This is a genomic window from Bifidobacterium sp. UBA6881 (assembly GCA_002451435.1).
In the GTDB taxonomy this organism is placed as follows: Bacteria; Actinomycetota; Actinomycetes; order Actinomycetales; family Bifidobacteriaceae; genus Bifidobacterium.
In genome coordinates, this window is record DKCF01000003.1 from 12,263 (window position 1) to 15,335 (window position 3,073).

Below are 3,073 nucleotides of genomic sequence, written 5' to 3' on the forward strand. Positions count from 1 at the left end.
CAAATAAGTCAAAAGATAATAAATATTCCGAACACTCAATAATATATAAAAATTTTTCAGAAATCGGTAAAATTTGTTGAAAAATCACGGAAAAAGATGTGGAAAAATGGCGTCGTTCTATGTGGTGGGGTGGGTATTCTAATGGTTGTCAACTTGAGCCGTCTGAGGGGACGGTGCCGTATGGCGCCGTAGGCGGCACGCTTGTTGGGAAAGGGGCTAATGTATGGCAGGCAATGACTCGGCGGCGCGTTCGACCGTTGAGCAGCTTGATGAGATCGACGAGACCATTCTCGGCATGTTGGAAAAGAATGGACGAACCACGCTGTCTCAGCTTTCCGATGCCACCGGTCTTTCCGTCTCCGCGGTGCAGTCGCGTGTGCAGAAGCTGGAACGCCGCAATGTGATTTTGGGGTACAAGGCGGTCATCGATGATGCGAAACGCGGTCTTGGCGTGAAGGCGTATATCGCGGTGACTCCGCTTGATTATTCGCTGGAGGGTGAGATTCCTGAGAAACTGCGGAACATCGAAGGCGTCATGTCCTGTGATTCCGTGGCGGGCGCACCGAGTTTCATGCTGGTCGCGCGCGCCGCCTCCACCAGCGAACTCGAATCGTTGCTGAACACCATCCATCAGACGGTTCCGGTGAGCACGCAGACCACCATCGTGCTGCACCGTTACTTCGCCAAGTAGGCGCGCCACCATTTCGTCAAACAAGGATATCGTTTTCGATACCGGTCACCCGCTTCGGTGACTGGCACGCGGTAATCTTGTATCCATGAACGATAGCGAACATGGTTGGCCTCGGCCAGAAGAAAACAACGAAACCGAAACCGTCATCGATGCCCAGACCGCGCGGAGCAATCCCGAAGTCGCATCGGAAGTGGCGAAGATCGCTTCACTGCGCCAGTCCATCGACAACGTCGATGCGGCCATCGTCTCCCTGCTCGCGGAACGATTCAAATACACGTCGCAGGTGGGGGTGTTGAAGGCGCGTGCGGGCTTCGCTCCGGCCGACCACCAGCGCGAGCATTACCAGATCGAGCGGTTGCACCGCATCGCGGTCGGTGCCGGATTGGATCCGGACATCGCCGAGATGTATCGCGAATTCGTGGTGACCGAAGCCAAGCGCCGTCATAAGCGCATCGCCGATGCCGGTGGCGATCCCGGCGTGCTCGACGTCTTCGCCTGATATGTCTGTTTTTAGCTGATTTTCAACGTTTTCCGGCATTCGTGCGCCGATTTGGGGCATACCGCGCATTACATTGAACACCTTGGAGTGCCGTATGGCGAAGGTTTTTTGAGGGCGATTGCGAGGTTCGGTATGCGAGGTGCGCGGAAGTTGCGCGTGTTCCGGAAACGTCGGTGGAACCGCGCCATGGGACGCCGCGAACTCGCGGCGGCGGTCGCCATGGCCGTGCTTTGCGGCGTGCCGGTCGGCGCGGTCGGCGTGCGAGACGTTCATGATGCCATCCGCCAAGCGGATGCCTATGCCCAGGAGGCGTCCGAATCCGATGTGATGAGCGCCTATCGCGGCACGGATGAGCCTGGACGGCTGTACTTGACTTCGGGTGCCGCCGATGGCACCGCTGATGATGGTTCCAACGGCGACGGTTCTTCTCAAGACGCCGTCACAGGCGGTTCCCAAGACGCCACCCGGTCGAGCCATGTGCCCGCAGGTGCGGTGGCTCTGCCATGGAAGATCCATGTGGACTTCACCCTGGACGGTCCCGATGTGGCAGCTTCCCGGATTTCCGGCGCTTCCGGAGTGGTCGGCATCCATGTGAGACTCACCTCCACAAATCATGACGCGACCTCGGAACTGGTGCCGGTGGTCGCCTTCACCATTCCGGTGCGTGTGGGCGACGACGTGTCCTCGTCCGATGGTGCGATCGTGTCTTCCGACAATACGCGGACGTTGGTGGCCGCGATAGGCGGAACAGGGGATGACATCGACTTCACCACATACGTGACGGCGCGGAAATTCACGATGAGCGCGTTGGCGATCGCCGCGGTGTCGGCATCTGCCGATGGTGACGCCGGAAGCGCCGGCGGTGTCGCGGATGGCACCGTGGACGATGTCGCCGGAAATAATGCCGCAATCAACGGTTTCAAACGGAATCTTGCCGGTCTGACCCATCGCGCATCCACACTGGTCGATGGATTGACGAACGTCGGCTCGCAACGCAACCAGACGCTGATACGGCAGCTCGAAACGCTTCGCGACCATGAGAAGGAACTGGCCAAGCAGACCATCGCGGCACGTTCCGAGACGCATCGACAGGCGTTCGACGCCTACATCGATGCATATGTCGATTCCTACACCACGCATCTTTCCGGTTCGCTGGGCGATACCACGCAGCTTTCCGCCATCCTCGGCACCGCGTCGGAATTGAACGGCGACACCGATGTGGCCCATGCCGTGGTGACGCTTGCCAATGCGGTGAACGACGTGAGCGCGGCGTACCGGCATGAAGGCGCCGCCGATGCGGTGGATGAGGTGATACGCACGATTGAGCAGCGCGGCACATCCGATCTGCTCGCCGAGCTGAACAGGCGCTCCGGCGAGGAGCGGCAACGTGGTTCCAAGGACTACAGTGCCGGCCAGTCGCGGCTTTCCGCGGCGATGATTCCGTATTCGATGGATTTCACCGATGCGTATACCGCGCGATTGCGTCAGCTGGGTGCTTCCTCGAGCACCGCACGCGATGTTGAAGCGCGGGCGATTGCCGATGTACGCTCCGGCATCGGAACGAACGAGAAGCTCAAGGCGGCGCGGAACAAGGTGGATGCGGCGATGGACGATTTGGCCGCCGCCAGCGAACATACCGGCCAGGCGAGCGCGTTCCATCAGATCGCCATCCGGTTCGCGGACCAGTTCGGCGCCGATGCCGATGCGGATGGCTCCATGAACGCCGATTCCGCAGATGATGGTTCGGGTGACGCCGATTCCGCAGGTGGGTCTTCGGCTGACGGTGGCTTGGACGATGACGGTTCAGCCAAGGGAGCCTCTGCCGATGGAGGCTCGGCGAAGCGCACCGCACGACGCAATGGAAGCCGCACGCGCCACAGTGA

Annotated in this window: 3 protein-coding genes; all 3 read left to right on the plus strand. The window is 59.9% G+C overall.

What is annotated here, in order from left to right:
* Positions 1-223 precede the first annotated feature (223 nt).
* Positions 224-691: an Lrp/AsnC family transcriptional regulator gene (locus tag B3C64_RS00135; protein ID WP_291532893.1), complete on the plus strand. Its 468-nt coding sequence runs from the start codon at positions 224-226 to the stop codon at positions 689-691.
* 85 nt (positions 692-776) lie between these two features.
* Positions 777-1,190 carry a chorismate mutase gene (locus B3C64_RS00140; protein ID WP_291532895.1) on the plus strand — a complete coding sequence of 138 codons (414 nt, stop codon included), beginning with the start codon at positions 777-779 and terminating at the stop codon, positions 1,188-1,190.
* A gap of 186 nt (positions 1,191-1,376) precedes the next feature.
* Positions 1,377-3,073 (plus strand): hypothetical protein (locus tag B3C64_RS00145; RefSeq protein WP_291532897.1); only part of this gene is annotated, 1,697 nt, incomplete at its 3' end.